This is a genomic window from Polyangium spumosum (assembly GCF_009649845.1).
Lineage (GTDB): Bacteria > Myxococcota_A > Polyangia > Polyangiales > Polyangiaceae > Polyangium > Polyangium spumosum.
Genome location: NZ_WJIE01000002.1, coordinates 66,553 through 91,180, shown reverse-complemented (window position 1 = coordinate 91,180; position 24,628 = coordinate 66,553). Strand labels below are relative to the sequence as shown.

Below are 24,628 nucleotides of genomic sequence, written 5' to 3'. Positions count from 1 at the left end.
GAAGACGGAAGCGCACAGGAATCGAACCTGCCCAGGACAGCGGAACTGCCCCGCGCCGATTTTGAAGACCGGGGGTGGCACCAGCCGACCGCGCGCTTCCACCTGCCCTTCTAGCCGGGTTCTTGCCGTGACGCTACTCTCGCGCCGTGCGTCGCTTCGTCCTCGGCACCGCAGGTCACGTCGACCACGGCAAGACCACCCTCGTCCGCGCCCTGACGGGCATCGACACCGACCGCCTGCCCGAGGAGAAGCGCCGCGGCATCACGATCGAGCTCGGCTTTGCGCCGTGGAAGCTCGAGGACGGCATGGAGGTCAGCATCATCGACGTCCCCGGCCACCGCCGCTTCGTGCACACGATGATCGCCGGCGCGATCGGCATGGAGGTCGTGATGCTCGTCGTCGCCGCGGACGAGGGCGTCATGCCGCAGACGCGCGAGCACGTCGCGGCCTGCGAGCTGCTCGGCATTCGCCGCGCCGTCGTGGTCGTGACGAAGATGGACCGCGTGGGCGAGGAGCTCGCGCGCCTCGCCGGCGACGAGGCCGTGGAGCTCGTCGCGGGCCGCATGCAGGCCGAGGTCGTGCTCTGCTCGGCGCGCACGGGCGAGGGGCTCGACGCGGTGCGCGACGCCGTCCGGCGCGCCTTGATCACGCTCCCGCCGCCCGCCGCCGCGCCACGCGCCCGCCTCGGCGTCGACCGCGTCTTCTCCGTGCGTGGCGCGGGCACGGTCGTCACGGGCACGCTCGTCGAGGGCAAGATCCCGCTCGGCGCGCCCCTCTTCGTCGTCGGCGCGGGCCGCGCGGGCGAGCGCAGCGCCGAGGGGGAGGTCCACAAGACGAGCGCGCGTGGCCTGCACGTCCACGATCGCGGCGTCGACGTCGCCGAGGCGCCGACCCGCCTCGCCCTGAACCTCGCGGGTTTGCCGCTCGAGTCCGTGCACCGTGGGGATCTCGTCACCGACGATCCCAGCGTCGTGCCCACGCGCATCATCGACGCCTCGCTCCGCGCCACGGCCCCCGTGCGCAGCGGGATGGGCGTCTCCGTGTACATCGGCACGGCGCGCTCCTCGGGCAAGCTCGACCTGCTCGGCGAGGAGCTCGAGGACGGCCGCCGCCTCGCGCGCTTGCGCCTCGCCGACGCGCTCGCGGTCGTGGGCGGCGATCGCTTCGTCCTGCGAGGCTCGGACGTCGACGGGCCTTCGGGCGCCGTGCTCGGCGGCGGCGAGGTCCTCGACGCGCGCCCGCCCAGGGTCCTCCGCAAGCGTGGCCGCGCCGCGCGCCTCGCCGTGCTCGAAGCCCTCTTCGTCTCGCGCGAGCCGCAAGCGGTGATGCGCGCGCTCGCCCTCGAATCCTCGCCGCGCCCGCTCCCGCGGGACGTCTTGCCCTCGCGCTTCTCCTTGCCTGCGGCCGAGCTCGAGCGCGCGGCGGACAAGCTCGGCGACAAGGGCGAGCTCGCGCGGATCAAGCGGATGGGCTGGATGCCGCGGGCTGCGCTCGTCGAGCTCGCGGTGGAGGCGCGTGGGCTCGTGGCCGCGCATCAGAAGAAGAACCCGCTCGATCGAGGCATGGTCCTCGAGACCCTGCGGGCGCGTCTCGCCGCACGCGCGGGGGCCGAGGCGGCCGACGAGATCATCAAGCTCGCCGCCTCGAAGAGCGGGAGCGTCGTGGGCGAGCCGATCGTGGTCGAGGGTGACGTCGTGCGTGCCCCGCACGTCGCGTCCGCGCCGGCCTCGGGCGCCCTCGGCGCGGTCGGCGCGGCGCTCTCGGCGCTGGAGAGCGCGAAGCTCAAGGGTTTGACCGAGTTCGGCGTCAAGGAGGCCTCGGGCGCTTCTCCCAAGGAGGTCAAGGCGATCCTGGCGAAGCTCGTGCGCGAGGGGCACGCGACGCACGCCGGCGAGCTCTGGTTTTTCCGTGCCGATATCGATGTATTACGCGCCAAGGTGAAGGAGCACCTCGACCATCGGGGCCGCATGTCGATCGCCGATTTCAAGGAGCTCTCGGGCCTCGGGCGGAGGCAGGCGATCCCGCTGCTCGAGCTCTTCGATCGGGAGGGGATCACGCGGCGCGAGGCCGATGACAGCCGGGTGAGGGGAAAATGACGTTTCAAAGGCCACGAATGCGCTCGGTCCTCTTTTTGTGCGTGAAGAACTCTGCGCGTAGCCAGATGGCCGAGGGGCTCGGGCGGGTGATCTTCGGCGACGGCGTCCGCGTGCAGAGCGCGGGCAGCGAGCCCTCCCACGTGAGCCCGTGGGCGATCCAGGTCTGCCGGGAAATCGGTGTCGATCTCGGCGGACAGAGCTCGAAATTCGTGGGGACGATCGACCCCGACTCCGTGGACACGGTGATCCGGCTCTGCGCCGAGGAGGTTTGTCCCGCGACCCTGAGCGGCAAGCAGCACTATTACTTGCCGATCGACGATCCGGCGAGCGACGACCCGGACGTCGATCCCGAGGAGATGCGGGCGCGATTCCGCCGCGCGCGTGACGAGATCAAGGAGCAGCTCACGTCGCTCGCGGCGATCCTCGACCGGAGCGAGACGTCCGCCTGAGCGCGGCCGCGAGGAGCGTCAGGAAAAACCAGCCGGGGCGCCCGTCGGCACCGCCGCTCGTCCGGCAAGCGCCGCCGGTGACGAGGACGGCTTCGTCGGCTCCGGCTCCCGCGTCCGCGCCTGCATCCGCTCCCGCGTCCGCATCTGCGCCCGCGTCCGATTCCGTCATGCATTGACCGTCCATGCACGCGCCCCCACCACAATCCTTGGGCGGGCCGCTCGTGCACACGCCCTCTGCGCAGGTATCTCCCGTCGTGCAGGCGTCCCCGTCGTCGCACGGATTCCCCGTGAGGACGGCGCACGCCCCATCCACGCTCGCGCCCGCGGCCACGGAGCACGCGTCACACGCGCCGAGATCACAAGCGCTGTCGCAACACACGCCATCCACGCAGAAACCACTCGCGCACGACGCGGCCACGTCACAAGGCTCCCCCGCTTCGCTTTTCAGGACGAACACATAGGCCGCTCCCGCGTTTGTCCCCGCGTCGTCCTCGAGGTAGGCGCCCACGAGGGCCGTGTCCCCGTCGATGGCCACCGAAAACCCGAAGGCGTCGCCCGCCGTCCCGTCGCCCGCCACGAGCAAAAGCTCCTCGGACCACCCGGCGCCGCTCTCCGTGAAGACGTACGCCGCGCCCGCGTTCGAGCCATTCGTATCGTCGAGCAGCGCGCCCAGGATCACCCGACCCTCGGTGATCGCCACGCTCGTCCCCAGCCGGTCGTCCGCACCGAGCGCCGCCGGCACGAGCTTGCCCGCATTCGCCCACGTGAGCCCGGCGCGCGTGAAGACGTATCCCGCCCCCGCGTCGCCTCCAGCCGCATTCGCGAGCGGCGCGCCCACGACCGCCACGTCTCCCTCGAGCGCCACCGCCGTCCCGAAAATGTCCCCCGCCTGCCCGTCTGCCGCGACAAACTTCTTCTGCTGGCTCCACACCGCCCCCCCGCCGACGAACACATAGGCCGCGCCCGCGTCCGTGCCCGCGTCGTCGTCCCCCGGCGCGCCCGCGAGGACGGTCTGCCCGGAAAAACCGACCGACGCCCCCAGGCGATCACCCGCCTGCCCGTCGGCCGAGAGGAGCTTCTTTTGCTGCGTGAACGTGCCCCCATTCTCGACGAATACGTACACCGCCCCCGCGTCCGCGCCTTTCGTGTTCTCGGACGGCGCGCCCAGGGCGAGCGCCCCGCCTGCGAGCGCGACCGCCTGGCCCATCGTGTCGCCGGGCTCTCCGTCGGCCCCGAACACCTTCTGCTGCTCCTCCCATGTGCCGTTCGTCCGGACGAACACGTAGGCCGCGCCCGAGCCCGGCACGGCGCCTTGGCCCCTCGGCGCGCCGACGACGGCCACGTCCCCCTCGATCGCCACCGCGCGCCCGAACCATTGGCCGGGCCCTCCGTCGCTCGCCACGAGCTTCTGCTGCTCTTGCCAGGATCCGTTTGTCCGAACGAACACGTAGGCCGCGCCCGCGTCCGTGCCTTTCGTGTCCTCGTCGGGCGCGCCGACGATCGCCGTGTCCCCCGAGAGCGCGACGGAGGAGCCGAAGAAGTCGCTCGGATCGCCGTCGGGCGCGAGCAGATCGGCCTCCTCGGTCGCGACGAGCGGCGATGCGACGCGGGCGAGGGGCTCCGGCGCCGCGGAGCCCGGATCACAGGCCACGAAGGGCAGGAGCGCGGCGAACCACGGGGAGAGCGGAGGTCGAGGCGTGGGCATGGGCTCTTGCGGGTATCGTATCGCGAAGGGCGTGGACAATGGCGCCTTTGGCGTGCGAAGGTCGCTCGGCGAAAGAAAGGGAGGTCGTCATGGCGGAAGTGAAGCGGCTGCAGAGCCTGGGGAACGTCGCGGCGGTGCAAGAGGCCCTCGCGCAGGCGAACGCGTACAAGGAAATGCTCGAGCGCGAGGCCGCCGCGAAGGCCGAGGCCGAGGCGAGGGACGCCGCCGAGGAGGCGCACGTGGGCGCCCAGATCGGCGCGCTCGTGGAGGCCGCCTACCTCGTCGCGGCAGCCGACGGGCGTTACACGAGCAGCGAATCCGAGCGGGTCGTCGAGCGCGTCGGGGCGCTCACGGAGAACAAGTTCGACGCGGACCAGCTCGCCGCGATGGCGAACGAAGCACAAGGCCGCGCCTCCGAGGGGATCGAGGCCCGCGCCCGAGCTATCGCGGAGATCCTGCCGGACCCGGAGCTGCGCCGCGCGACGTTGCTGGTCGCGTCGGCGGTCGCGTGGCTCGACGGCGGCGTGGGGCAGAAGGAAGGGCTCGCGCTGCAGGCGCTGGCGCGCGCGTTCGGGTTCTCGATCGACGAGCTGCACAAGATCATGGGGCAAGCGCACGGCTAGCCCCCATCCCCGGCCCCTCTCCCGCCCGCGGGAGAGGGGAGACGGGGGGCGTCAGCCGAGCGCCGGCTCGAACGCCGCCGCGCGCTCGCGACCCCAGACCTCACGTTCGGCCCTGCGGGTCTCGTAGAGGCCGAGCGACGCGATCGGGAAGTAGCTCTTGTACAGCGTGTAATGCAGCAGCGCCGTGCGGAAGAAGATGCCGGCGGGCTCCTCGGCGGGCCAGGTCCCGTCGTCGCGTTGCGCGGAGGCGAGGAAACGCGCTCCACGATCGATCGCGTCCCAGTCCGGATCCTTCGCCTCGAGCAGCGCCGTGATCGCCCAGGCCGTCTGGATCACCTGGCTCCGGGCGTTTTCGCGGTATTGCCCGACGATCGCGCTCTCGTGGTGCTCACCCCAGCCGCCGTCCGGCTGCTGTCGCGCCTTGATCCACGCGCATGCCTTGCGAATGGCGTGGTCGTGCGGCGGCGCGCCCGCCGCGAGCAGGCCCCGCACGCCGAACATCGTGCCATAAATGAAACACACGCCCCACGCCGCCGGGAACGAGCCGTCCGCCCGCTGGAGGGCCCGCAGGCGCGCCGCGGCTCGCCGGATCGCGATATCTACCTCGCTCCGCAAGAGCTCGGGGTGATGCTCCTGGAACGCCGCGAGCGCCGCGATACACGAGGCCGTGCATTCGACGTACGCGTCCTCGCTCATCGAGTCCCCGAACATCTCCGCCGGGTTCAGCCATTCGAGCGGCAAACGCGTGCGCCGCGCCTCGTAGCTGCCGAACGAGCCGTCCGGGTTCTGGCACCGGAGCACGAATCGCACGGCCGCCGCCATGTCCTCGGCCGAGGCCTTCGAGTGAGGTGATTCCAGCCGCGCGAGCATCGCCTCCGCCGTGCAATCACTCACCGGCCACCCGTGCCAGACCCCGGCGAAGCAATACCCGCCGCGCGGATCGAGCCTGTCGTGCGCCGCCGCGTCCTCGCTCGCCTCGCGGATCTGCTGGTCTTCGAGGAATCGATCCGCCCGCGCGAGCGCCTCGGACACGTCCACGTGCCTCGACGCCGCCACGAGCGCCTGCGCCGCGAAGGACGTATCCCACGTCGCGCTGCGCGCCCCGGCGACCCGCGCGCCGTCGGTGTCGTCCTCCCAGATCCAGCCCTCGAACCGCTCGAGCGCCATGCGCGCGTCCGGGTCCTGCGGGTCGTGCATCCAGAGCGCCAGGATCCCGAGCAGCCCGCTCACCGGCGACAATCCGGTGTGGCCGCTCGTGCGCAGATCGAAGCGCACCTCCTCGCGGAGCGCCGAGAGCAGGCCCGTCCGCGATTTCGCCGAACGCACCCGATCGACGACCTCGAAGGCCTGATACGCGAATTCGAGCGCGAGGCTCGGCGGCGTGTGGAGCTCCGCCGCGCGCCGCTGCCTTCGCGCCGCCGCGAAATCGACCGCGCCAAACCCCTGCGGGTACAGCTCGTCGCGCAGCGCCCGCGTGAGCGCCGTCTCGGGCGCGCTCCGCTTCGCCGCGACGAGCAGCGACATGCCGAGGTAGATGTACCGCGTGTGGCAATAATACTTCGACGGGTGGAGCGCCCACGATCGCGGCAAGAGCCACGCCTCGGGCAGCACCTTCGGCACGCCCTCCCAGGCATAAAGACCACACAGCGCGAGCCACAGCTTGCCCCAGGTCGGGATCGCCGAAGCTCCGCCCTGTTCACGAATGAACACGAGCCCCTTCGCCACGAGCGCGTCGTCCGCCGGTACGCCGAGCACGCGCGCCGCCACGTACACGAGCGTCGTGACGAACAGGTAAGGCTGCGAGAGCTCGTGCATGCCCCACGTTCCATCGGGCAAACGCGTCCGCGCGAAATGCAAGAGGAGCCGCTCGCGGCGCACCGGATCGATCGGCTCGCCCATCACGTGGCACGCGAGGACGTATTGCGCCGCGAGCATCGGGTTCCAGACGACCTCGCCCTCCCACGACCCGTCTTCGGCCTGCTCACGCGCGAGCGCGCGGACGCCCCGCGCGAGCGCCGTCCTCGGCTCGAGCCGCGTTTTCCCGAGCCGCGTCGCGCGCTCGGCCGCGGGGTGCTCGAGGACCTCGGCCCGCCCCGCGGCGGCTTTCAGCGCCGCGCCGTATCGATCCTCGGCCGAGCGCGGAAAATCACGCGTCGGCTCGGCCGGCGCGAGGTGCAACGTCGCGCGCATCATCCATTGCAGGCGCATGCCGAGCTCACCCGCCACGCCCGCCGCGTGCCGCGGATCCCGCCGGACCACGCCGTCGCGCACGATCGCGGAGGACGCGCGGAGCAGCGCCTTGAGGAACGAGCGGCCGAAATGGAGCGCGTTCGTGTCCTCGCACGAGAGGAAGCTCATCGTGCGCATCCGCTCCGCGGGTTGCTCGCGCCAGAGGTCGTAAATCCCGCTGCGGATCGCCGCCGTCTCGTCCGACGTGTCGGCGAAGACCTCGTAGAGCGCGACCGCGAGCATCTCCGGCGCGCGGCTCCCGATCGCGCGACCGCGGCTGTAGGCGCGGAAGCTCTTCGCCTCGGAGAGCGCGATCGCGTCCTGGAAGCCGAGCGTCATGCCGAGCGCCGTGAGCGGGTGGTGGTGGCCCACCGCGTCGCCCACGAGCGCGAGCCCCTCGCGGCCGTAATCGACGCGCGGGCGGATCTGGTTCGTCGCCCACGCGATCTCGCCCGCCTCGAGCGCGCGCCGGAACGCCGGCCGCAGCGCCTCGGGCAGGACGTGCGCGTAGGCGTCCCAGAGCGTCGCCGCCTTGCTGCGCTGCACGCGCATCGAGAGGGGCACGTCGAGGCAGAGGCGCACGCGCCGATCGTCGATCCGATACGCGAGCGCCGGCCCCGGGCCGCCGAGGAAGACGTGGCCGTGCCCTTCGAGCGGCATCCGTACGCCTTCGAGCAGGAGGCCCGCCATACGCGAGTACGTCGCCGCGCTCCGGTCGATCGAGAGCGCCGCGTGCGCCACGCCGCTCCGCCCGCTCGCGCCGACGACGAGCCCGGCGCGGATCGTCCGCGTGGCGCCGCCCTTCTGCTGGTACGAGAGCGCCTTCTCGACGATGTTCGTCGCGCGGGAGCCTGGCTGGTAATCGATGAGCCCCTCGCCGCTCGCGTGCTCGCGCAGCCGCTCGACGAGCCGCGCGTGCTCGATGGCGTGCCCGACGTTGCCGGCGCGATAAGGCAGCGCGATCGGCGTCGTGCCGTCGTCGGGGTACAGGACGAACCCGCGGCCCGTCTCGTACGTCGTGTTCGCCCGCAGATCCACGCCGAGCCCGCGCAGGATGTCCACGGCGGGCGGGTGCAACCACTCGCCGGCGAGCCTCTCGACCGCGCGCGGGTTCGACTCGAGCAAGAGCACCCGTGCGCCTCGCCTTGCGAACGCGAGCGCCGACACGCATCCGACCGGACCGGCGCCGATCACGGCGATGTCGTAGTCGATCCTCTCTGCCTTCCCATTCATGCAGGACCTCGTTCGTCTCCGTCGCCCCGGCGCCCGCCGGCGGCATGCAGAACTGGTCCCCCCCGATCACTCGCGAGGCCTTCAAAGGCGCGCGGACGAACCACGCGCCGTCAAGGCCTCCCGTCCATTCGTGCTCACGTCCGCGGGACGTGCGCCCCGCGCGACGCGGGGCCTTCGGGCACGAGCGCCCGCCGGAAGAAATCGGCGTACGCGTCGTAGATCGCGCTCCGCACGCACGTCGGCACGAAGCCGAGCTCGCGCTCTGCTTTCGAGGTGTCCGCGCGCCGCGGCGAGGACGCGGGCGAAGGCGCGCCCGGCGGACGTTCGCCCCCGAGCACCCGCGCCGCCGCGAATCTCCGCGCGAAGGGCGCCTCCACGATCCGGGCCGGCACGGCGAACGACGGGCGCCGCCGCGCGCTCGCTTCCTCGAAGAACGAGAGCAGATCGTCCATCGACACGAGCTCGGTCGCGACCACGTACTTCTGCCCTTTGCGCCCGCTCCGCATCGCGCCGACGTGGGCCTCCACCGCGTCGCGCGTCGCCGTGAGCAGGAGCGCGCCACGCGCGAAGGCGCGGAGCCTGCCGTTCGCGTGATCCACGAGCGCGCGGCCGATCAGGCTCGGACGATCGTCGAAGGGCCCGACCAGCGTCGTCGGCGCGACCACGACCACGTCGAGCCCGTCCGCCACGGCCTTCAAGCATTCGTGCTCCGCGAGCGCCTTCGTCCGCGCGTGCGGCGAGTGCGCGGAGAACGGGTCGAGCGGCGTCGCCTCGTCGATCGGCGCGCCGCGTGAATCCTCATATCGCACGGCGTCGAGCGAGCTCGTCACCACGACCCGCCGCACGCCTGCCTCGCGACACGCGCCGAGCAGCGCGCGTGTGCCGAGCACGTTCGTCTCGAAAAACGATCGCTCGTCCCCTTCGGCCACGAGGGCCGCCGCGTGATAGACTTCCGCGATCCCGCGCGTCGCCGCGCCGAGCGCGTCCGCGTCGCGCACGTCGCACGTCACCACCTCCACGGGCAAACCTGCGAGCGTCGCCGCGCCCCGCGCGCCTCGTACGAGCACGCGGACCTCCTTGCCCTCGGCGACGAGGCGCCGCACGAGGTTCTGCCCGAGGTGCCCCGCGCCGCCCGTGACGAGCACGCGCCCCTCGCGGGCCCGCGCCTCGCTCCGCGAGGCATCGCCGCTCGACTTCTTCGCGTCCGCGCCGCCGCGGATCACCGTCATCGACGCGCGCCGCTCGGGCGGCACCGGCGGCCTCCGCGCGCGGAGCAGCGGCATGGTCACGCGGCCGGATCCCCCCGCGGGCGCGCTCGGCCTGGCCTCCGCCGCGCGTGCGAACAGGGCCGTGAGCGCCGCGTCACTCTCGGCCGCGCGCCGCGCGCCGGCGAGCACCTCGGCCACGAGGCGTTTATCGATCTTCGGCTCGCGCCCGCGGACGAGCGTGTCCTCGCCCCGCTCCACCTCGCGCAGCGTGGCGATCGCCAGCGCCAGCGGGACCGCGCAGAACGCGCGCACCTCGGCGCCCTCGCGGCCCGGCCAGCAAAACGTGTATTCGACGGCCGCGTCGAGGTGCCCCCGCGCGATCGCGCACACCTCGGACACCGCCGCGAGGCCACCTTCACGCGCCTCCGGCGAGAGCAGTGCGTCCCGACGAACCCCGTGACGGGCGAGCACGTCTTCCGGGAGGAAACACGCGCCGCGATCGAGGTCCTCCGCGACGTCCTTCAGCACGTTGACCATCTGCAGGCCGAGCCCGAAACGTGTCGCGCGGCTCCGCGCCGCAGCGACGACCTCCTCGCTCGCCCCGGGCACGGCGCGCTCGAAGAGCGAGGTGAGCAGCTCGCCCACCGTGCCGGCCACGAAATAACAATACCGCTCGAGATCGGGAACGTCGACGATCCGCGTCATGCCCTCGGCGTCCGCGCGGCTCGCATAATCACGCATCCCCCGGCTCATCTCGAGCACCCACGGCCGGATCGCCTCCTGATCGGCGGCGGGCAGGGCGCGGAACACGCGGAACACCGCGCCGGCGCCCTTGCAGAGGGCGCGATCGGCCTCGGCCATGCCGATGGACGTGTCCGCGAATCGGGCCTCGAATTCGGGGAGCGATCCTCCCTCTCCCCGCATGAGCGCGTCGAACGCATCGAAGAGCGAGGCGCGCGTCTCCGGCGTGATCGGATTCGCGTCCTCGATGCTGTCGACGACCCTGCACAGGAGATAGGCGGCGCAGAGCGAATCGGAGAGCGCCTCGGGCAAGGACAGGATCGAGAGCGCGAACGTCCGCGAGACGCGAGGCAGCATCCGCACGCAGAAATCGCGATCGTCGACCCGCTGCGCGGCGAGCGCCTCCATGGCGGCGGCCATGGCCCCGCTCCCGTCCTCCGACAAACCAATCCGCAGCCCCGCCGCGCCCGCGTCGCGGAGCCCGGAAACGTCATGCCTCGCCATCCGCGGCCTCGTTCGTTAACGAAGTAATCGAAGCGTCAAAAACAAGCGTTTGTGTACTGCGCTGCCGTTTTGTAGTTCATGTCGATCTTCCGGCTTTGCAGCGAGGCCGTACATGGCGCACGAAGGGCAATCGTGTCAAGGGCCCGTCGTCTTTTATCGCTCGCTTTTTCGTGCTCCGTCCGGTGAAAGCGCGAACCCGACTTCGCATCGGCCCGTCTGCGCGCCTTCCGCCCGTGGTCTCGCCCGACCATTGCATGCGTGGACGGACATGAGCACGAGGAGAGCCTTTTTGTGGGCTGCGCTCGTCGCCTCGCTCGCCGCCTGCGAGCGCGACGCGCCCGATGTTTCACGAGAACCCGCGGGCGCCCGTCTCCAGAACGTGGCGCTCTTGCCGGTCCAGGTCGAGGATCCTCACCCCGCCCTCGGCTGCTACGAGCAAGCGCTCGACCGCACGATGCTCACGCAGCACGACGCCTATCGCCTGTGCCTGGGCGCGATGTCGTACGCGCCGATCGACTGCTACGAGCGGGCGACGGCCGGGCTCGTGCTCTCGGTGCAGGCGATAGAGCTCTGCCGCTGCACCGACTCGCTGGCACCGATCGAGTGTTACGAGCGCGCCACGCGACAAACCGGGCTCACGCAGCCCGATATCATCGCGTTATGCAGCGCCACCTCGATGAACCGTCTCTATCCGAATTGCGCCCCGTTCTGACGCCCCGATCACATGCCGCAGCGCTCGGAGTGCGCGATCGTCGTCATCGCGCCCCCGCCGCCCGCGCCGACGCGCGTGTATTGCACGACGATCGGCACGTCCGACTCGATCACGCTCGCGAAGTCCGTTCCGATCGGCAAGGGCTCCGGGCCCTCGAGGTCCTGCCAGCGGACGCGCCGGCTCCGTTCGGGCAGGAGCGTCAGGCGGTAGGGCCCGGCTGGCGCGCGATGCTCGAAGTACACCATGATCTCCACGTGCGCCTCGTGCGTGGAGGCATTGAGCAGCCAGAGCACGTCGTTCGCGCCGTCGGGCTCCGCGCCGTCCGCCCGCTTCGCGACATGCCCCTCCGCGACCGACCACCGCTTGCACCCTGCCGGCTTGCTCATCGCGTCCCCCTCGTCCGGGCGCTTTTGCCCGCGAGATTCGCCTGCAGAGCCCGTGCCGCGCGGGGCCTGTTCCCTTCGCTCGAGCTTGCTCGTCAGCCCGCCGCCCGCGCGGCCCGGACGAACCTCCGCACCCGCTCGACGTCGACGGGCTCCTCGATGCGCCCGCCCTCTTTGATGCTCGACCCCACGATCACCCCGTCGGCCGCGCCGAGGAATGCGGTGACGTTCTCCTCGGTCGCGCCGCTGCCGATGAGCACGGGCGAATCGCCGGCGAGCGCCTTGGCCTCCCGCACCTTCGCGAGATCCGGCGCGTCCCCCGTCATTTTCCCCGACACGATGAGCGCGTCGGCCCCCGAGAAGCGCGTCCATTCGATGTGCGTCGCGAGATCGATCCCCGGGAAACGCACCGAATGTTTCTTGTCGACGTCGGCGAAGAGCTTGATGTGCTCGGCGCCGAGATCCTTTCGTCGTCGCAAGAGCTCCGCCGCGCACCCCTCGTCGATCGTGCCCGACTCCCAGACGCCCGCGCCCGCGAGCATGCATACCCGGACAAACTTCGCGCCTGCGGCGATCGCGATGCCGAGCAGCGCGACGCCGCCGTTGTGCACCAGGTTGATGCCGAGCGGCAAGGGCACGGTTTGCCCGACGGCCCGCGCCACGACCGCGTGCGCCGCGATGCTCTCGGGGGCGACGTGGCTCCCTGCGCGGAAAGGGATGTCCCACATGTTCTCGACGATGAGCCCGTCCACGCCGCCCTCCGCGAGCGCGCGGGCGTCGCGGATCGCGTTCTCGAGGATCACGTCCATCCCGTAGCCCGAATATCCCGGCGCGCCGGGCAGCGGCCAGCAATGCACCATCCCGAGGACGGGCTTCTTCGTGCCGAAGAGGTCCCCGAGATCCTGGAGCTTGAGCGCGTCGAGGCGCGCTTTCCACGGAGGCGTCATGTCTCTCTCCCGAGGTGTGGTGTGTCCTTCATGAACAATTGAAAAGCGAGCTCGGACGCGCCCTGCGCGGAGAGCGCCTGCGCGAGCTCCTCCCGCCCCGGCAGCGAGGCCGCCGCGCCGGGCCGGCTCACGACGAGCGCGCCCGCGGCGTTGCCCAGCATGGCTGCATGGGCGGGCGAGGCGCCGCGGCGAATTGCATAGATAAATGCCGCAACAAACCCGTCGCCGGCGCCCGTCGTATCCCGCACCTCGGCGGGACATGCAGGCAAAAACGTTCGTCCGGACCCTTCCGCCACCACGGCGCCCTCGGCGCCGAGCTTGCCCACGACGAGCGGCGCTCCGGCGAGGGCGAGCGCCGCGATGGCGGCCTCGCAGGCCTCGCGCCCCGGCGGAGCGAGCGCGCCGAGCTCGCGTTTGTTGCCGAAGAGCACCAAAATCCGCGGGGCGAGCGCGAAGACCTCCGCGGGCCAGGCGCGGACGAGCGGCAGGCAAATATCGAGCGAAATGGGGATCGCGCGGCGGCTGGCCTCTTCCATCATCTCGAGCGTCGCGTCTCGCTGCGCACCTTCGAGGAGCGCATGCCCGGCCACGTGCAGGTGCTTCACGTCCTTCCACACGGCCGAACCGTCGGAGCACGAGAGCGCGGCATTAGCGCCACGAAAGCTCATGAACGTCCGTTCGCCGCCGGGAGAAATGGCCACGAAGCAGTGCCCGGTGGGGAGCGTGGGGTGCGTCTGGACGAACGAGAGGTCCACGCCGGCTCGCCGTGCGGCCTCGAGCGCGACGTCGGCCCCGGGATCTCGACCGACGGCGGTGACGAGCCGAGCGCGCGCGCCGAGCTTGGCGAGCGCCGTAGCCACGTTCGCGCCCGAGCCGCCGCTCGAAAAGGCGAGGGAGGTCATCGGCGCGTCGTCACCCTCGTGCGGGAAACGCGTGAGCGTGCCGCTGAGGTCGGCGTTGGCGTCGCCGAGGATGAGGAATACCATCGGGGCGGAGTCTACTACGGAGCCTGTGCACCGAAAAGGCAACTTTGATCTTGACGGTGGCGTTGGCTGGGTGCAATTCTGTGGGTGCATCGCTACCACTCTTCATGTCAGTGGGTCATGCCAACCGGAGTCGTAGGACCGGGTGAATGGTACCGATGCTGGAGAAGTCATCCACCGACCCCTCAGCAATACCTCGTCTGCACATCGCGGGATGTGCGCCCAGCTCCAGGGTCTCCGAGACGTCCGTACGGCTGAGCAACGACATAGGAGCTCAAGATGAAAGGAAAGACGATGGAGAAGCACGCTCTGGACAACCACTCTCGGCAGTTGGACGAGAAACAGCCGGAGTACTACCAATCACGTGGTTTGACGAGCGAGCAGGCCGAGCTGGCTGCGCGTCAGGCGCGTGAGGCCCAAGCTCCGGATCCGGGCAAACCGAAGGCCAAATAGGCCGTTCGGTTTATCGATAACCCGGCCGTACCCCCGCCGCACCTCGCATTCGCGCGCGGCGGGGGCACGGCCCCTTTTTGCCCGGAGAAACCATGACCGTTCGAATCCTCATCACGGGATCGGAAGGGCTCGTCGGCCGGGCGCTTTCGCGTCTCCTCGCGCGAAAGGGCCACGATATCGTCCCCCTCGATCTACGCGCGCCCGAGGGGCGCGGCCGCGGTGACGTGCGAAATCGCGCCGATTTGAAGGCCGCCCTGCGCGACTGCGCCGGCGTCGTCCACCTCGCCGCCGTCTCCCGCGTCATCCACGCGGAACACAACCCCGATCTCTGCTGGTCCACGAACGTCGTCGGGACGCAGCTCCTCCTCGACGTCGCCCGTGATTGTCCGCGCAAACCCTGGGTGCTCTTTGCGAGCAGCCGCGAAGTCTACGGCGAACCTACGGCGCTGCCCGTGCGCGAAGACGCGCCCCTCGCGCCCGTCAACGTGTATGGTCGATCCAAGGTGGAAGGCGAAGAGAGGACCCTCGGCGCCCGAAAGGACGGGCTCTCGACCGCGGTCGTACGTCTGTCCAACGTGTATGGCGGGACGAACGATCACGCCGATCGGGTCGTGCCCGCTTTCGTGTCCAGCGCGCTGTCGGGACGGCCGCTGCGCGTGGACGGCCCCGACCATACCTTCGACTTCACCCACATCGACGACACCACGCTCGGCCTCGCGGCGATGATCGAGCTCCTCTCGCGGGGCGCCGAGCTGCCGCCCATCCATCTGCTCACCGGCATCCCGACGACGCTCATGGAACTCGCGCGGCTTTGCGTCGAGCAGGCCGGGACATCCGCGTCCATCGTCGAGGCCCCGCCGCGGACGTATGACGTGCAGAGGTTCGTCGGGGACCCCGGACGGGCAGCGGCGCTCCTCGGCTGGGCGCCGCACATCGGGATCCGCGAGGGGATCGAGCGAATGATGAACGACGTTCGACAGGGGAGCGAGCCATGAGGATCGTGCAGGTCATTCACGGTTATCCGATGCGGTACAACGCCGGCTCGGAGGTCTACACGCAGACCCTCTGTCACGCGCTCGCCGAGCGCCACGAGGTGCACGTCTTCACGCGCGAAGAGGACTCGTTCGCGCCCGATTTCGCGCTCAGGCGCGAGCGAGACGCCGCCGATCCGCGCGTCGACCTGCACGTCGTCAACGTGCCGCGGAGCCGCGATCGTTACAGGCACGTCGAGGTGGATCAGCGGTTCGCCGAGCTGTGCGACGAAATCCGCCCCGACGTGGTCCACGTCGGCCACCTCAATCACCTCTCGACCTCGCTCCTCGTCGTGCCGGCCACGCGGCAGATCCCCATCGTGTACACGCTGCACGACTACTGGCTCATGTGCCCGCGTGGCCAGTTCATGCAAATGCACCCCGAGGATCCACGAAACCTCTGGGCCGCCTGCGACGGGCAGGAGGACCGGAAATGCGCCGAGCGCTGCTACGCGCGGTACTTCTCCGGCGCGCCGGACGAGCGCGCCGAGGACGTCACCTACTGGACGGGCTGGGTGTCGCGGCGCATGCGTCACGTGCGTGAAATGGTCGAGCTCGTGGACGTCTTCGTCGCGCCCTCGCGGTACCTCCATGATCGATATCGTGATCACTTCGGGATCCCCTCGCGAAAGCTCACGTACCTCGATTACGGGTTCGACCTCGGGCGGCTCGGCGGACGTCATCGAGAAGATGGCGAGCCGTTCACCTTCGGGTACATCGGGACCCACATCCCGGCGAAGGGGATCCACCATTTGATTGACGCATTCGGCGCCGTTCGTGGTGATGCGCGCCTCCGGATCTGGGGGCGACCTCGGGGGCAGGACACGGACGCGCTGCGGGAGCTCGGCAGGAGCCTGCCCGGCGACGCGCCGGACCGCATCGAATGGCTCCCCGAATATCGCAACCAGGACATGGTGCGCGACGTCTTCGATCGTGTCGACGCCATCGTCGTGCCGAGCGTGTGGGTGGAGAATTCGCCGCTCGTCATCCACGAGGCGCTCGCGGCGGGTGTCCCGGTGATCACGGCGGACGTCGGAGGAATGGCCGAGTACGTCCATCACGAGGTCAATGGCCTCCTGTTCACGCATCGGGACCCTGCGGCGCTCGCGAGGCAGATGCAGCGCTTCGTGGACGAGCCCGACCTCGCGCGGCGCCTCGGCAGCCGGGGGTACGTGCAAGATTCGATAGGCCGCGTCCCGGACATCGACTCCCACGTCCGCGCTGTCGAGGGCATTTACGAGCAGGCCCTCGGGCGCAGGGACACGGCCCGGCTCGATCCGCTCGCGGGCCCGTGGCGCATCACCTTCGACACGAACCCGGATACCTGCAACCTGCAATGCGTGATGTGCGAGGAGCACTCGCCGCACAGCCAGCAGCAGGAGAAACGGCGGCTCCTCCGCAAGCCCCGCCGGGTCATGCCGATCGAGCTCCTGCGCAAGGTCGTCGAAGAGGCCGCGGGGCGAGGCTTGCGCGAGATCATCCCCTCGACGATGGGAGAGCCGCTCCTTTACGAGCATTTCGAGGACATCATCGACTTGTGCCGGACGTACGGCGTGAAGATGAACCTCACCACGAACGGTACGTTCCCGCGCCTCGGCGCCCGCGCCTGGGCGGAGCGGATCGTGCCCGTGACGTCGGACGTCAAGATCTCGTGGAACGGCGCCACCAAGGCCACGCAGGAGCGCGTCATGATCGGCGCTCGCTGGGAGAAGATGCTCGGCGACGTGCGCACGTTCATCGAGGTGCGGGATACACACGCCCAGACGAACCCGACCGATCGGTGCCGCGTCACGTTCCAGCTCACGTTCCTGGAGACGAACGTCGACGAGCTCGCCGATATCGTGCGGCTCGCGATCGAGCTCGGCGTGGATCGCGTGAAGGGTCACCACCTCTGGGCGCATTTTCCGGAGATCGAGGGACTCTCGATGCGGCGGAGCCCCGAGGCGATCCGACGCTGGAATGCCGCCGTGCTCGAGGCGCGCGCCGTGGCGTCCGCAAAGACGTTGCCGAGCGGCAAGCACCTCCTGCTCGAGAACATTTTCCTCCTCTCCGAATCTGCGCCCGAGGACCTCGCGCCCGGTGGGCCCTGTCCCTTCCTGGGGCAGGAGGCGTGGGTGAGCGCGGAGGGCCGGTTCGACCCATGCTGCGCCCCGGACGCGCAGCGGCGTACGCTCGGCGAGTTCGGGTCGCTCGACCACCGAGGGTTGATGGAGATCTGGAATGGAGCCGCGTACCGGCGCCTCGTCGCGACCTATCGTACGCGGGGCCTTTGCCTCGGCTGCAACATGCGCAAGCCCGTGGGAGCGCCTCGATGACGACGGAATGGCAACGAATTCGCGTGGCCGAGGACGGGACACATCACGTCGTCGCCGGTGAGCCCCTGTACGACGCGCGGTTCGACGAGGTCCTGGCGTTCCATGCGCCGGGGCTCGCGCCCGTGCGTCGTGATGGCGAGGCCTTTCACGTCGACGTGCGTGGGAGGCCGGCTTATGGCCGGCGCTTCGAGCGGACGTTCGGGTTTTACGAGGGGCGAGCCGCCGTGCGCGGGAGCGATGGGTGGCGCCACGTCTTGCCGGACGGGACCGACCTTTATCCCGAGCGATACGCGTGGTGCGGCAACTACCAGCAGGGTCGTTCCGCCTTCCGCGACATGCGCGGGCGCTACGGCCACCTCGATCCGGACGGCCGCCTCATTTCGACGACTCTGTGGCGTTACGCTGGCGATTTTCGGGAAGGGTCGGCCGTGGTCCAGGCCGACGATGGGCGCTCGTCGCATGTCCGTGCCGATGGCACCCTCCTGCATGGCCGCTGGTTCGTGGACCTCGACGTGTTCCACAAGGGGTTTGCCCGCGCGCGGGATGGGGCCGGGTGGATGCACGTGGATCGGCAGGGGCGCGCCATCTACACGCGCCGATTCGCGGCGGTGGAGCCCTTCTACAATGGCCAGGCGCGCGTCGAGCGGCACGACGGCGGGCTCGAGGTCATCGACGAGCGAGGAGATCCTATCGTGGAGCTGCGGCCCGCCCGCACGAGCGAGCTTGCAGCGCTGTCCGCGGACCTCGTCGGGCACTGGAGGACGGATACGCTCGCCGCTGCGGTGTCGCTCGGGGTGTTCGACGTCTTGCCCGGGGCGGAGGGGTTTGTCGCGGAGCGCTGCAGGATGCCCCTCGACAAGACCCGACGCCTGCTCCGGGCCCTCGCGGAGCTCGGCGTGGTCACGCGGCGAGACGACGGAACCTGGGCTTCCACGCCCCAAGGCACGTTTCTCCGTGCCGACCACCCGCTCACGCTCGCCGGCGCGGCGCTCGAATACGCCGGCCCGCTTCGCCAGCGCTGGACCTCCCTGGAGACGGCATTACGCGCCGAGGTGTTTCGGCCCGACGACATCTTCCGGGAGGTCTCGAGCTCACCGGAGCGGTGCCGCGCGCATCACCGCATGCTGGAGAGCTACGCCCGCCACGATTACGAGCCTCTCGTCGACCATCTGCCCATTCGAGCGGGGGACGTCGTCGTCGACGCAGGTGGAGGCACGGGCGCGCTCGCCTCCTTCATCGTTGCAAAGCACCCCTCGAGCCGGGTCGTCGTGCTCGATCTTCCCGGCGTCCCGGCCGCTGCCATCGAGCCGCCGCCTCACCTGGCGTTCGTCGAAACGAACCTCTTTGATCCGTGGCCGGTCTCGGCCGACCTCATCGTCCTCGCCCGGGTCCTCCACGACTGGGACGACGTCCACGCGATCCGCCTCCTCATTCACGCGAGGAATGCCTTGAAGCCGGGGGGCCGTATTGCCATCGTCGAGATGGTGCTCGACGAGGACGGGCACGGCGGCGGGCTCTGTGATCTCCACCTGCTCGCAGTCACGGGAGGGCGCGAGCGGACGCGCCGAGATTTCGAGCGAATCCTCGACGCCGCGGGGCTCCGGCTCGTGCAGGAGAGAACGACGCCGTCGCTCCCGCGTGTCCTCGTCGCCGTCCCCGCGTGAGGGCCTCCGTCGCCCCTTCCCACGCTCCCCCACCCGATCCATCATACCCACCGCGGCTCTCGGCCCACCAACCCGGAAGGGGACGTTCGCGCATGAAACTCTGCGGTTTTCGCATCAGCAACTACCACAACAAGGTCCGCCTCGTCCTCCTCGAAAAGGGCATCCCCCACGAGGAGGACCCGACCTGCTGGCCCTCCCAGGATCCCGCGTTTTTGGCGCGTACCCCCATGGGCCGCGCGCCCTTCCTCGAGACGCCGCACGGCGTGCTCTGCGAGTCGCAGGTGATCTGTGAATACCTCGAAGACGCGTATCCGGAGAGCCCGCTTTATCCGCGCGACCCGTTCGCCCGCGCCAAGGTCCGCGAGCTCATCCAGGTCTTCGAGCTCAACGTCGAGCTCGTCGCGCGGCGCACGTACCGCGCCGCGTTCATGGGCGGCTCCCTCTCGAACGAAGAGAAGGCCACGATCCAGGCCGATCTCGCCAAGGGCATCCGGGCCCTCCAGACGCTCGCGAAGTTCGATCCGTTCATCGCCGGCGCCGAGCTCACGGTCGCCGACTGCGCGGCTGCGGTGCACGTCCCGCTCATCTCGCTCGCCACCCGCCGCGTGTTCGGCGCGGACGTGTTCGCCGACGTGCCCCAGGTCGCGACGTACGTCGAGATGATCAACCAGCGCCCGCACTTCGCGCGTGTCCTCGCGGAGAGCCGCGAGGCGTTCCAGAAGGCGATGGCCGGCGGGAGCCGCAGCTAGGGTCCGTTTCTTTCCAATCGACGGCGGCGGGGGCCTTTTGTTATAAGCGCCCTCGCCATGCCCCTCGTGCCGCCGAAGAGCGCCCGCCCTCCGCGTGAAGCCCACCGCATCGACGAAGCCTCGCTCGCGCGCTGGCTCGCGGCGAACGTCGAGGCTTGTCGGGGCGGCGGCGCCGTCACCGCGCTCCAGTTCCAGGGCGGCCAGTCGAACCCGACGTACTGGGTCGGCTTTTCGGGGCCGGAGGGCGAGCTCGAGCTCGTCCTGCGCAAGAAGCCGCCGGGCGAGCTCTTGCCTTCGGCGCACGCGGTCGAGCGTGAATACCGGGTCATGCGCGCGCTCGCCGGCTCCGACGTGCCCGTGCCCGAGACCCTCGCGCTCTGCGAGGATCCGGCCGTCATCGGCACGCCGTTTTTCGTGATGCGCCACGTCCCGGGCAGGATCTTCTGGGACCCCCAGCTCCCCGGCACGAGCGGCCCGGACGAACGCCGGGCCCTCTACGACGACCTCGTCCGCGCCCTCGCCGCGCTCCATCGCGTCGATTACGTGGCCGCGGGCCTCGGCGATTATGGCAAGGTCGGCGGCTTCATCCCGCGCCAGGTCCAGCGCTGGTCGCGCCAGTACGAGGCCTCCCGCACTGGCGACGTGCCCGCGATGGAGGCGCTCATGGCGTTCCTCGGCAGAAATACCCCCCGGCACGACGAGACCACGCTCGTGCACGGTGATTACCGCATCGACAACGTCATCTTCGCGGCGGACGAGCCGCGCGCCCTCGCGATCATCGACTGGGAGCTCTCCACGCTCGGGCACCCGGTGAGTGACCTCGCGTATCTCTGCATGGGGTATCACCTCGCTTTGCCTGGGCGTGGCAGCCTCGTCGGCGCGGATTTCGCGGCGCTCGGCATCCCGGACGAGCAGGGCATGGTCGAGGCGTATTGCAAGCTCACGGGCCGCGGCGCCATCGACGACTGGCCCTATTTCATGGCGTTCGGCATTTTCCGCCTGGCGGCGATCGCGCAGGGCGTCTACAAGCGCAGCTTGCAAGGCAACGCGAGCTCGGACAGCGCGAGCGCGTTCGGGGCCGCGGTCTTCGCGCTGGCGGATCTCGGATGCAACATCGCCGGGGTTCGCCCGGGCTGATCACATGGGAGCACGGAGGAACATGATGCGGGGGTTTTTCGCGGCTACGTTCGGTGTGTGTCTCCTCGGATGTGGGCCATCGGCCTCGTCTTCGGGCGCGGTCGTGGACGGCCCGGAGACGCCCACGCAGGCGTCGATGGAATGCGAGGGCCCGCAGCCGCCCGTGGTGCAGAACGTGCGCTGGCTCGGCCCCGCGACGGCCCCGGGCAAGGCGCCGCTCGCGGGCGTGGCTGCCGAGGTGAACAAAACGCTCGCCTTCGAAGAGGGCGTCGAGGTCACGGTCAAGCAGGTGAAATACACGCCCATCGCGGCGGACCGGAACCTCGCCATGGCCCTGGTCTCGGTGCGCCGCGGGAGCGAGACGAAAGACGTGCGCCTGGGCCGCGAGTTGCCGGGCGGGAAGGTGTGTTATCAGCAGGCGTCGGGCCTGTGGGTCGGCCTCGTGGAGACCGTGCCGAACAAGGCCATGCTCCGCGTGGGGTTGCCCCCCGCGGAGCCTCCGCCCTGACGCGCGCCTGCTAAAAAGAAACGCGTAGCCCTGCGCCGGTCGTCAAGCCCCGCGTGGGGAGCGCAGCCATCGTCGCGTGCGGCGCCGCGGGGCCGCCGCGGGCCTCCTGGAGCGGCGTGATCTCGAATTTCACGTCGTCGCTTCGGAACATGAGGAGCGTTCCGGCCAAGCTCCCGCCGAGCACCAGAATGCTTCCGATGACGATCGGCGCGGCGCTGAAGCTCTCGCCGGGCTCACGCGTGAAGATGGGCACCATCATGACCGCACCCCCCACGAGGATGCCGCCGACGAGCACCCCGAGCCCGGCCATTCGTGTACCCGCGTTCGACGTGTACGACCCGACGACACGCGAGGGGCCGTCGAGGCGCACCGGATCCGGGCTGAGGACCGGCACGCCGCCTTGCTTGGAGAGGGCGAGGTAATGCGTGCCCACCGGCAAGCTCGCCTCGCACGGGGCCGTGCAGATCTCCGTGAACGACTGCCCGACCGCTGAGCCACGCGTCCCGATGACGTACGCCGAGCCCGTGCGGACGTGGTACGTCGCGTTCGGCTCGTTCGATTCGAGCTTGAGCGCCGCTTCGCCGGCCTTGACGGTGATGAAAGGTTTGGTCTTGCCGTCGCGGCCCCCGCGCGCCGGAGCCTCGTCCTCGTCCTCGTCCTCGTCTGCCTTTGGCCTCGCGGACTCGGCCCCGGCGTACGTGACCTCGCCCATGTCCACCGTGCGGCTTTTCCCGGATGGCAGCAGGATGGTGACGGACCCTTCCGGATCTTTTTCGACGATGGTCCCGCGCAACATCCCGCCGTTTTTCAGGATGACGATGTCCGGAACCGATGACTTGCCGCTGTCTGCCGACGCCTCGGGGATCGCTCCGAGGAGGAGCGCGGCGCCGACGACGAACCCTAATATGCTCGATCGCATGCAGGCTGCCCTACCACGATGCCGTCCAGAACTCCAGAAGTTGGTGAGGCCGTTCATCGGGCGGCTCAATCCGCGTTTTTCGCGCAGCGCACGCCCGTGCTGACGTGGCCCGACTCGCGGTCGAATGCGTAGCGGGTCGTCGCCTTGGCCGCGCTCGGCGCGAAATCCCAGGAGCCGCCCCGGATCACGCCCTTCGCGCCCGTGGTGACGAGCGGGTCCTTGCGCTCCGCCTTCGTGTAGGCGCTCGGATCGAACGTGTCCGCGACCCACTCCCAGACATTGCCGGCCATGTCGAGCGCGCCGAAGGGGCTCGCGTGATCGGGGAACGAGCCCACGGGCATCGTGCCCCTCGCCCGGCCCTGGCACTGGCCGGCCTTGCGCGCGAAATTGCCCATCGTGCAGGACGCGGGCTCCTCGCCCCAGGGATAGAGGCGGGCGTCCTTGCCCCGCGCGGCGTATTCCCATTCGGCCTCGGTGGGCAATCGTTTGCCGAGGAACGCGCAGAGCGACGCCGCCTGCCCGTGGTCGATGCAATTGATGGGGTGGCGCGCCTTCGTGGGGTCCTGCTCCGCGCAGAAGGACGCGAATTTCGTGGCCTCGGCCCCGTTCACGCCGGGCCCGTGCACCCCGCTCTTCGTGCATTTCCCGGCGGCCACGCAGCGCTTGTACTCTTCCGCCGTGACCTCGGCGCGGTCGAGGTAAAACGCCTTCGAGATCGTCACCGTGTGTGGTGGCTTCTCGGTCTTCCCTTCCTTCGCGTGCCCCATCGTGAAGCTGCCCGCGGGCACGAGCACCATCTCCGGCGGCGCGCTCGGCAGCTCGACGTGCCCCAATTCGGGGCCCATGCGCAGCACCGCCGGGACGGGCTCGATCGCGGCTCGTTGCTTGATGACGACCGACGCCGCGACGGCGAGCCCGACGAACGTGAAGGCAAAGGTCGCAGCAAAAAGCGTGCGCCGCGACGAGGCCGGTTTGCTCGCGCGACCTTCCGCAATTTGCGGTGACGTCGTCTGCGGATCCCGTATCTCTCGGCCGTTCCCCTCGGCGACGCTCTCGCCGGGCGCGTCGGGCTCGATGGGCGCGGGCAATGCCTCGCGCAGCGCCTCCCAGAACAGGCGCGCCGACGTGTAACGGCCGCGCGGCTCGATCGCGAGCGCCTTCTGGAAGACACGCTCCACGGCGTCGCTCGTGCGCACGCCGTGGGCGCGTGGCGTGGGCCGGATGGATGGATCGGTCGTGGCGATGTAGAGCTGCGTCACGTCGTCCCCGACGAGCGCGCTCTTGCCCGAGCAGAGCTCGACCAGCACGAGCGCGAGCGCATACACGTCGGTCCAGGGCCCGGTCGCGCCGAACCGGCGATTGAACTGCTCGGGCGCGCCATAAAACGGCGTGAACATGGACGGCGTGTTCCCCGTCTCCTCCATGGCGCGGGTGATCGACGCATTGTCGGCGATCACCTTGGCGATCCCGAAATCGAGCACCTTCATCGCGGGCGTGTGGGCGGAGGCGCCCCCCACGAGGGGCGACGTGTCGCTCAGGAACAGGTTCGCCGGCTTGATGTCCCGGTGCGCGATTCCCTCGTCGTGCGCCGCGGCGAGCGCGAGCGCGGCGGGCTCGAGCAGCACGAATGCCTCGGCGAGGGGCATGCCGCCCCTTTTTTCCTGCGTCCTTCGCGCGAGGAACGCCTCGAGCGTCTCGCCGCGTAGCCATTCGAGCACGAGGTAAGGCGCCCACACGCCGCTCGGGGCCACGGCGGCGCCGACGTCGAGGGCCTGGACGACGGCGGGCGTCGCGCGCGACAGCTTGCGGAGCAGGCGCCCCTCTTCGAGGAAGCTCTGGTGGAAACGCTCTCGCTCCTCGGGTTCGAGGGACGGGGGGATCTTGAGGCATTTCACCGCGACCGGCTCGCCGAGCCCGAGGTGCAATGCGCGGTAGACGACGCCAAACCCCCCCTCGCCGACGACCGCCTCGACGTGGAATTTGCCGTCGATGGTCTGGCCCACCCAGGCGAAAGGATCGGCAGGAGCGGCGGACGCCAT

Annotated in this window: 19 protein-coding genes and 1 tRNA gene; 11 read left to right on the top strand and 9 right to left on the bottom strand. The window is 70.2% G+C overall.

Going from position 1 to position 24,628, the window contains the following annotated elements; genetic code table 11:
- Positions 1-5: 5 nt before the first annotated feature.
- Positions 6-100, bottom strand: a tRNA-Sec gene (locus GF068_RS06525).
- Between the two features lie 46 nt (positions 101-146).
- Here GF068_RS06525 and selB point away from each other — a divergent pair.
- Both selB and GF068_RS06515 read left to right on the top strand, forming a co-directional pair.
- A complete protein-coding gene (selB, locus tag GF068_RS46895) occupies positions 147-2,096 on the top strand; it encodes a selenocysteine-specific translation elongation factor (RefSeq protein WP_153818473.1) in 1,950 nt (649 codons plus the stop codon).
- Positions 2,097-2,113: 17 nt separating this feature from the next.
- Entirely contained in the window at positions 2,114-2,545 is a 432-nt protein-coding gene (locus GF068_RS06515) for an arsenate reductase ArsC (RefSeq protein WP_153818472.1), read from the top strand.
- Here GF068_RS06515 and GF068_RS06510 read toward each other — a convergent pair.
- A complete protein-coding gene (locus GF068_RS06510) occupies positions 2,499-4,250 on the bottom strand; it encodes an FG-GAP repeat protein (RefSeq protein ID WP_153818471.1) in 1,752 nt (583 codons plus the stop codon). The genes GF068_RS06515 and GF068_RS06510 overlap by 47 nt on opposite strands.
- A gap of 89 nt (positions 4,251-4,339) precedes the next feature.
- Between GF068_RS06510 and GF068_RS06505 the strand changes: the two genes are divergently transcribed.
- On the top strand, positions 4,340-4,873 hold the full coding sequence (locus GF068_RS06505; RefSeq protein WP_170319335.1) for a tellurite resistance TerB family protein: 534 nt from the start codon (positions 4,340-4,342) through the stop codon (positions 4,871-4,873).
- A 51-nt stretch (positions 4,874-4,924) separates the two neighbouring features.
- On the opposite strand, the gene GF068_RS06500 is transcribed toward GF068_RS06505, so the two are convergent.
- On the bottom strand, positions 4,925-8,335 hold the full coding sequence (locus GF068_RS06500) for an FAD-dependent monooxygenase (RefSeq protein ID WP_153818469.1): 3,411 nt from the start codon (positions 8,333-8,335) through the stop codon (positions 4,925-4,927).
- A 134-nt stretch (positions 8,336-8,469) separates the two neighbouring features.
- Positions 8,470-10,788: a squalene/phytoene synthase family protein gene (locus GF068_RS06495; protein ID WP_153818468.1), complete on the bottom strand. Its 2,319-nt coding sequence runs from the start codon at positions 10,786-10,788 to the stop codon at positions 8,470-8,472.
- Positions 10,789-11,056: 268 nt separating this feature from the next.
- On the opposite strand from GF068_RS06495, the gene GF068_RS06490 reads away from it, so the two are divergent.
- Positions 11,057-11,500, top strand: coding sequence for a hypothetical protein (locus GF068_RS06490; RefSeq protein ID WP_153818467.1), 444 nt, complete (start codon positions 11,057-11,059; stop codon positions 11,498-11,500).
- An 8-nt stretch (positions 11,501-11,508) separates the two neighbouring features.
- Here GF068_RS06490 and GF068_RS06485 read toward each other — a convergent pair whose 3' ends face one another.
- The 3 genes from GF068_RS06485 to GF068_RS06475 all read right to left on the bottom strand — a co-directional run bounded on the left by GF068_RS06485 (position 11,509) and on the right by GF068_RS06475 (position 13,816).
- A complete protein-coding gene (locus GF068_RS06485; protein WP_153818466.1) occupies positions 11,509-11,886 on the bottom strand; it encodes a sensory rhodopsin transducer in 378 nt (125 codons plus the stop codon).
- 92 nt (positions 11,887-11,978) lie between these two features.
- Entirely contained in the window at positions 11,979-12,830 is an 852-nt protein-coding gene (locus tag GF068_RS06480) for a BtpA family protein (RefSeq protein ID WP_153818465.1), read from the bottom strand.
- The gene (locus GF068_RS06475; protein ID WP_170319334.1) at positions 12,827-13,816 is read right to left on the bottom strand and encodes a carbohydrate kinase family protein; all 990 of its coding nucleotides are present in this window, start codon (positions 13,814-13,816) and stop codon (positions 12,827-12,829) included. Before GF068_RS06475 ends, GF068_RS06480 begins: the two co-directional genes overlap by 4 nt.
- A 276-nt stretch (positions 13,817-14,092) precedes the next feature.
- Between GF068_RS06475 and GF068_RS06470 the strand changes: the two genes are divergently transcribed.
- The 7 genes from GF068_RS06470 (at position 14,093) to GF068_RS06440 (ending at position 21,670) form a co-directional block, all read left to right on the top strand.
- The gene (locus GF068_RS06470; protein WP_153818463.1) at positions 14,093-14,266 is read left to right on the top strand and encodes a hypothetical protein; all 174 of its coding nucleotides are present in this window, start codon (positions 14,093-14,095) and stop codon (positions 14,264-14,266) included.
- 92 nt (positions 14,267-14,358) lie between these two features.
- A complete protein-coding gene (locus tag GF068_RS06465; protein ID WP_153818462.1) occupies positions 14,359-15,261 on the top strand; it encodes an NAD-dependent epimerase/dehydratase family protein in 903 nt (300 codons plus the stop codon).
- Positions 15,258-17,612, top strand: coding sequence for a glycosyltransferase (locus GF068_RS06460; protein WP_153818461.1), 2,355 nt, complete (start codon positions 15,258-15,260; stop codon positions 17,610-17,612). The genes GF068_RS06465 and GF068_RS06460 overlap by 4 nt, the downstream gene beginning before the upstream one ends.
- Positions 17,609-19,276: a methyltransferase gene (locus tag GF068_RS06455; RefSeq protein ID WP_153818460.1), complete on the top strand. Its 1,668-nt coding sequence runs from the start codon at positions 17,609-17,611 to the stop codon at positions 19,274-19,276. The genes GF068_RS06460 and GF068_RS06455 overlap by 4 nt, the downstream gene beginning before the upstream one ends.
- A 92-nt stretch (positions 19,277-19,368) precedes the next feature.
- Positions 19,369-20,025 (top strand): glutathione S-transferase family protein, encoded by a 657-nt coding sequence (locus tag GF068_RS06450; protein ID WP_153818459.1) that lies wholly within the window; start codon positions 19,369-19,371, stop codon positions 20,023-20,025.
- A 57-nt stretch (positions 20,026-20,082) separates the two neighbouring features.
- Positions 20,083-21,162, top strand: a complete 1,080-nt coding sequence (locus GF068_RS06445) for a phosphotransferase family protein (RefSeq protein ID WP_153818458.1) — start codon at positions 20,083-20,085, stop codon at positions 21,160-21,162.
- Positions 21,163-21,265: 103 nt separating this feature from the next.
- Entirely contained in the window at positions 21,266-21,670 is a 405-nt protein-coding gene (locus tag GF068_RS06440; RefSeq protein ID WP_153818457.1) for a hypothetical protein, read from the top strand.
- A 10-nt stretch (positions 21,671-21,680) separates the two neighbouring features.
- On the opposite strand, the gene GF068_RS06435 is transcribed toward GF068_RS06440, so the two are convergent.
- Both GF068_RS06435 and GF068_RS06430 read right to left on the bottom strand, forming a co-directional pair.
- The gene (locus tag GF068_RS06435; RefSeq protein ID WP_153818456.1) at positions 21,681-22,589 is read right to left on the bottom strand and encodes a hypothetical protein; all 909 of its coding nucleotides are present in this window, start codon (positions 22,587-22,589) and stop codon (positions 21,681-21,683) included.
- 65 nt (positions 22,590-22,654) lie between these two features.
- Complete coding sequence (locus GF068_RS06430; RefSeq protein ID WP_153818455.1) at positions 22,655-24,628, bottom strand: bifunctional serine/threonine-protein kinase/formylglycine-generating enzyme family protein; 1,974 nt, start codon at positions 24,626-24,628, stop codon at positions 22,655-22,657.